Genomic DNA, 6,019 nt, shown 5'->3' with positions numbered 1-6,019 from the left:
TAAAATCTCTTCACGCTTTGCAGTAGTAATTATAAATGCTTCGTTGCAGCCTGTTAAAACACCTCTATTAATCTTAATATCCCAATCTCTGAGCGGTGTTCCATATTTTTCTATCTTGGCCCTGATACTCTGCTCAACTGGAGACAAAATTACCCAGGAATTGCTATCAAAAGTATTTTCTAACCATTGTTTCCCCGAGATGTTGATTTGCTTATTATTACCATGTAGCACATGGGCCAAAGTGGGACGCGTATAGGTTCCTATAATTTAGATACATCTTATTTTTTAGGAGAAAACAATGATATACGGTTATATTCGTGTAAGTTCAGATAAACAAACTGTCAAAAATCAGGAATTTGAGATTGGGAAATTCGCAAGAGAGCATAAAATCAAGATAGATTTATGGATTGAAGAAACCATTAGCTCGACAAAAGAGTTAAAAAAGCGAAAATTCGGTAAATTGCTTGAGAAATTACAGCCGGGGGATGTCATCATTACAACAGAATTATCTCGGCTAGGACGCAATTTGATGCAAATTATGGGCATTTTAAACCATTGTATGACTAACCAAGTTAAGATCATCACAACAAAGGAACATTATGAATTGGGGGATAATATCAATGCAAAAGTTCTTGCGTTTGCTTTCGGCCTTTCTGCTGAAATAGAAAGAAATCTGATTTCACAGCGCACGAGAGAAGCGCTAGCCCGAGTCAAAGCAGAAGGAAAAAAATTAGGTCGCCCTATTGGGGCAACTTCTCAGCGAACAAAACTCAAAGGTAAAGAAGCAGAAATAGAAAAGTATTTACAACTTAAAATATCAAAAAATAAAATTGCCAGGATGTTAGGAGTTCACCGGTTAACATTGGCAGATTTTATGCATAAACATAATTTGACTTCGCTCCCGATAGTAAGCAGTAATAGAGATGGGCAAAAGATAGCCCATTAAACTTAACTATCGGGAGTTTTTATGAAGAAAAAAACTGCGACATTAAATGCTGGAAATAAATTAAGCGACAAGTCTCAACAGGTGGGGAACGGAGACAAAAAGGCGCAAGTAGCGATTACTGCTAAACCGACTGGGAATAACCTACAATCCTCCAAACCCATATCTGGCCCCACAGAATTGGCCAAACTGCGAGAAGTGGCCACACAGATTAATCCACTAGCCCAATTAATTTCTAAAAATAAGCAGCGGGCCGAAAAATACAACAATAAGGATCAAAAACTGCGGGATATCCGTATCCCGCTGCCCGGCTCTATATTGGAGAAAAAGTACAAAGGGCATCTTGTTGTGGTCAAAGTGTTGGAACACGGTTTTGAATACAATAATAAATATTTCAAAACCCTGTCCGCCGTGGCGTGTGCCATCACGGGGCAACATTTAAGCGGGTATTATTTCTTCGGCTTATGAGTGACATTATAAAACCGATGAACTGTGCGGTTTATACCCGCAAATCTACCAGTGAGGGATTGGAACAGGATTTCAACTCGCTAGATGCCCAGCGTGAGGCTTGTATGGCATTTATTAAAAGCCAGCGTGGGGAAGGCTGGCAGGCGCTAGAAACCTCTTATGATGACGGTGGCTATACCGGGGCGAATACCGATCGCCCCGGTTTGCAGCGCTTGATAGAGGACATCAAACTGGGCAAGGTAAATTGCGTGGTCGTGTACAAGGTGGATAGATTATCACGCTCTTTGCTGGATTTCTCCCAGTTACTAGAATTTTTTGATAAGCGTGAGGTGTCGTTTGTATCTGTCACGCAGAATTTTAATACCAAAACCTCTATGGGACGGCTAACGCTTAATATCTTGTTATCGTTTGCTCAATTTGAGCGCGAAATTATTAGTGAACGCACGCGGGATAAAATGGCGGCCTCCCGTATGAAAGGAAAGTTTTTAGGTGGAGGAATTCCATTTGGGTACCAGTTAGATGAAAAAGCCCATAAGTTGGTACCACACCCAGAAACCGCCGAAGAAGTACGATTCATTTTTAATAGCGTACTGGAAGAAAAAAGTGTTGTTCCGGTACTTGCGCAACTAGAAAAGCGGGGAATTGTTCTTCGGGAGCGGAAATGCAAAAATGGGCGGGTTTTACCGGCACGCCCTATTTCGCGTGCGCAACTTTATCATATTATTCATAATCCGCTGTATATTGGGAAGGTCCTTTACAAAAAGAAAATTTATGATGGTGAACACGATGGAATTGTGTCCATAGAAACCTTTGAGGCGGTGCAAGAACTGTTAAATAATGGACGAAAAATGTATGAGACGGTACGGAAAGCAACTCCTGGCATCTTGCGTGGTTTATTGTTTTGCGAAGCCTGTGGCAGCCCAATGGTTCCTATTTATGGGAAAAAGAAAAATACGAAACATTTTTATTACATTTGCCGGAAGTGCCGAGAAGAGGGTTATAAGTCCTGTCCCACACGGACGGTACGGCAACGAGAGTTCCATTTGGCGCTTATTGCAGAATTGGATAAAAATGGGGTTCTCAGCCGGGCCCTATTTGAGCAATTATCCGAATACGAGCAAGAAGAAACCCTTAAATCTATTATCTGCCGTATTGGGTACGAATACCAAGAAAGCAAAATTACGGTTGTATTGCGCAGTGGAACCGAATTTTCGTTCTGTGCCAATGTAAAACCGCACTCCGGCCCTTGGAAACGGTCCGAATTGGTGGCCCGAAAAGCGGACAAACAGCCCAAGGTTGATAAAGCATTGTACAAACAGACCTTGGCGCTACAAATCCGCGAATATATGCGCCTAAACGGCCTTAGCCAGGCCGCATGTGCGCGGGCTTTGGGGCTTACGGCGGCTCGGGTTAGCCAACTCTTAAAAGAAAATTAAGTTTTTAGTGTTAAATTTTGCAAAATAGATAGAAAGATAGCAAAAAAGTAGCTGAAAGGGCGAAAAGACGGGATAAGGAAAATCTATCTATTTGATATCGCAGGGGAATTAGGCCTTTTTTACCGACGGCGAAAGAGGGGAAAGCCCTAAATTAGGCATTAAAAAATCCCGCCAAAAGTTAAGCGGGATATAATATGGGGTGGATGACGAGATTTGAACCCGCGACCTCCGGTTCCACAGACCGGCGCTCTAACCAGCTGAGCTACATCCACCATAAATCGGTACTATATTATACCAATTTTCCGGTGCGTGTGCCAAAATTATTCTTTCCGCGTGGCTTTTTCCCTAGAAAAGTTCACCCGTACTAATCTTTCAATTAGCCTTAGCGGGAAAGTGGGAGCGTAGGCAACGCTGACGGCTCCCGCTTACCGCAATTCTCCGGGCTTAATCATTGGGCCGATAAACGGGCCTTGCGCATAAGAAAAGCCCAATGCTTTGATGCGGTCCATATCCGCTTGGCTGGCCACGTCATCTGCCGCCAAAAAGATACCCAACTCTTGGCAGACTTTGCCCAAAGATTGCGCCAGCATATTGCTTTTGCGGTCTGGGGATTTGGTCCACATTTGCCGTCCGATTTTTACTCCGTCTATCGGCATTTCTTTAAATGCGGGCGACACAAGCCCTGTGTAGCGCACGGTTAAATTAAACCCTTTTTGTTTCAGTTCTTCTCCGGCTGTTTTTAAGCGCGCGTTTAAAATGTGGCGCTTCGTTTCCGTCAGTTCTAAATAAAGCCACTTAGTAGCCACCTTCATTTCTTGGGCTTTGGCCGCCAAACGGTCCGCAAAGCCCGGTGCAATTAAATGTTCGTCGGCAATTTTAACCACTAAGGGTATCATCTGTTTGCCTTGTGCTTGCCAGTTGGCGAGTGTATCCAATGCGGAGTCTAATAAGTAACGGTCGTATTGGTAGATAAAGCCGTTCTTTTCAAACACCGGGCGGAAAACTGCTTGTTCCAACGGGTCTTGGCGGCCGGGAATGGGCCAGTCCGCCACCGCTTCGGCCGCGAAAAGGGTGTCATCTTTCAAAGAGCGGATAGGCTCCACAAAAAAACGGAATTCCTTTTTTTCTATGCCTTGACGCATCCGGCTTTCAATAAGGGCCTCTTCGGTGAGTTCCTGGTGCCATCTCTTTTGATAGAAAGCCACAATTTCATCGTAGCGGCCCTTTATGCGTTTTTTGGCTACGCACGCACGGTTGTACATTTCCTGTGCGGATTCGTTTCTATCCTCAATAACATATACCCCAAAGGCCAACATCAGCGCAAAGGTCTTTTTGTCCTCCGTTTGAAAATTGGTAATTTGTTCGGCCAACAGTTCCAAGCGGTTTTTTAATTCCCCTTCGCTTGTATAGTGTAGTAATATAGCAAAGCGGTCTGCATACACGCGGGTGAACAGTTCGTCCGGCTTTAAACTCTCTTGTATCACGCGGGCCAAATGTTTGAGTAAGGTATCGCCTGTTTTAAAGCCGTAACGCTCGTTAAACGATTGGAATTTACCTACATCCATTGCGACCAGTGCGTAAGGTTGATGGGTATTTTCGCGGATAAGTTGCTCCATTTCCGGGCGGATAGCGGCTAAATTTTTGCCTCGGGTAAGCGGGTCAATAAAGGCGGCTACAAATAATTTCCTCCGGGCTTTTTTCTGCTGGAAATAAATATAGCCCCACGCGCACAGGCCGGCGGCTACGACCAGCAAACACAACCCTAAAAGCCACCAGACGAGCACATTGATTTGATGGGTCATTTGTGCGGTAGGAACGACGGACAGCAGATACCAGTCGTTAATATTTAAGGGCTGGTAACTAATGTGCAGTTCGCCTTTTTCGGCAGAGGTATATTTTACGGTGCCACTTTGGCGCTGGTGCATCGGCTCTCGGAGAGATTGGGCTAACTGCCCCCGCGGGTCGTCTGGCAGATTAAAAATGTTTACCACTTGGCTGACGGCGTTCTTGTGTACGGCGCGGGCCACGCTGTCCCCGGTTGCGCGGACAATAGCGGAATAACCTTCTCCGCGGAAACTTTGCGTGTCTAACTCTTTGGCAAATTCTTCTACCGAGCGCGTAGCAAACAAAACGCCGATAATTTTGCCGTTTCTGTGGGCAGGGACGGCTTCTACCAAAATATCTTTTCCGTCTGCCGAATCCGTAATGCGTTCCGAAATGTTGGCTTCGCCCGCGATAGCCTTTTGAAAATGCTTCTCGCCGGAAATATCCAATAATAAGCCGTCGCTTAACATTGCCATACCGTCCGGGCGGACAAAACCCATACGCTTGAAATTATTAATAGCAGATTCGTTTTTCATCAGGCGGTCAATGTGGCTGGCGGTCGGCTTGGAAAGAGATTCAATAGCCGTGGCAATAGAGCGAAGCAAGGTCAAATCGTTGTGGATTTGCGTTTCCACCTCGTCGGTGGTTTGCCGGGCGACTTCTTCCAAGTACATAGTGCGGTTACGCTCTAAGGTGCGTTCAATCTGGTTTACATACAAAAAAATGCCTGTGGATAATACGGCGGTACAGAGCAAAATAATTACGGAAATTTTTTTAAAAGAAAGCGAATCAGTCATTTCAGCCCCCTGTGAAGAAAAAGAGCCGCAATCCGGCGGCTCTTTTTACTTTACCATTTTTCAAGGTGGATTTTTTCCGGGTCAAAGCGGTCAATGTCCGGCTTTTGTTCATCCGGGTAACCCAGTGCAATTACGTTAAGCGGTTTAACATAATCCGGCAGCGCGAACATTTTGGATAATGCGTTCATACGTTCCTCATTGGGATAAACCCCCAGCCATACGCTGCCGATACCCAGTTCGGTGGCGGCCAGTAAAATATTTTGCGTAGCCGCCCCACAATCGGCCATCCAGTAGCCCGGCGCGTGTTCCTTTTTCGTGTTGCCGCATACAATAATGGCACAGGCGGCTTCCTTTAACATTTGCGCATACGGATGAACCGTCGTAATTTTGTGCAGCGTGTTTTTATCTTGCACAACGATAAATTCCCACTCTTGGCAGTTGCGCGCCGTAGGTGCCATCATAGCCGCACGCAAAAGCGTGGTAATATCTCCCTTTTCAATCGGTTTGTCCGTAAAACGGCGGATACTGCGCCGCTTTAAAATACCTTCTAT

General features: G+C 45.2%; 5 protein-coding genes, 1 tRNA gene and 1 pseudogene. 3 read left to right on the top strand and 4 right to left on the bottom strand.

Translation table 11 applies throughout. The features are described from left to right. Window positions 1–240, bottom strand: a pseudogene (locus tag ACQY2K_RS01300) (hypothetical protein); the annotation flags it as partial. Window positions 241–298: 58 nt separating this feature from the next. On the opposite strand from ACQY2K_RS01300, the gene ACQY2K_RS01295 reads away from it, so the two are divergent. From ACQY2K_RS01295 to ACQY2K_RS01285, 3 genes are read left to right on the top strand one after another with little or no spacing between them, the layout of a single operon-like run. Next, window positions 299–946, top strand: a complete 648-nt coding sequence (locus ACQY2K_RS01295) for a master DNA invertase Mpi family serine-type recombinase (protein WP_428040445.1) — start codon at window positions 299–301, stop codon at window positions 944–946. Between the two features lie 21 nt (window positions 947–967). Continuing rightward, complete coding sequence (locus tag ACQY2K_RS01290) at window positions 968–1,411, top strand: DUF2924 domain-containing protein (protein WP_428040444.1); 444 nt, start codon at window positions 968–970, stop codon at window positions 1,409–1,411. After that, window positions 1,408–2,847: a recombinase family protein gene (locus ACQY2K_RS01285; RefSeq protein ID WP_428040443.1), complete on the top strand. Its 1,440-nt coding sequence runs from the start codon at window positions 1,408–1,410 to the stop codon at window positions 2,845–2,847. The genes ACQY2K_RS01290 and ACQY2K_RS01285 overlap by 4 nt, the downstream gene beginning before the upstream one ends. A gap of 195 nt (window positions 2,848–3,042) precedes the next feature. Here the strand turns inward: ACQY2K_RS01285 and ACQY2K_RS01280 are convergent. From ACQY2K_RS01280 to ACQY2K_RS01270, 3 genes are all read right to left on the bottom strand, one after another. Next, window positions 3,043–3,119: transfer RNA gene (locus ACQY2K_RS01280), tRNA-His, on the bottom strand. Between the two features lie 153 nt (window positions 3,120–3,272). Then, the gene (locus ACQY2K_RS01275) at window positions 3,273–5,468 is read right to left on the bottom strand and encodes an EAL domain-containing protein (RefSeq protein WP_428040442.1); all 2,196 of its coding nucleotides are present in this window, start codon (window positions 5,466–5,468) and stop codon (window positions 3,273–3,275) included. A gap of 50 nt (window positions 5,469–5,518) precedes the next feature. Beyond that, window positions 5,519–6,019: a nitroreductase family protein gene (locus tag ACQY2K_RS01270; protein ID WP_177747954.1), complete on the bottom strand. Its 501-nt coding sequence runs from the start codon at window positions 6,017–6,019 to the stop codon at window positions 5,519–5,521.

This window comes from Candidatus Avelusimicrobium fimicolum (assembly GCF_021632165.1).
Taxonomy (GTDB): domain Bacteria; phylum Elusimicrobiota; class Elusimicrobia; order Elusimicrobiales; family Elusimicrobiaceae; genus Avelusimicrobium; species Avelusimicrobium fimicola.
The sequence above is the reverse complement of the archived record's forward strand: the minus strand, read 5'-3'. Positions and strand labels throughout refer to the sequence as shown.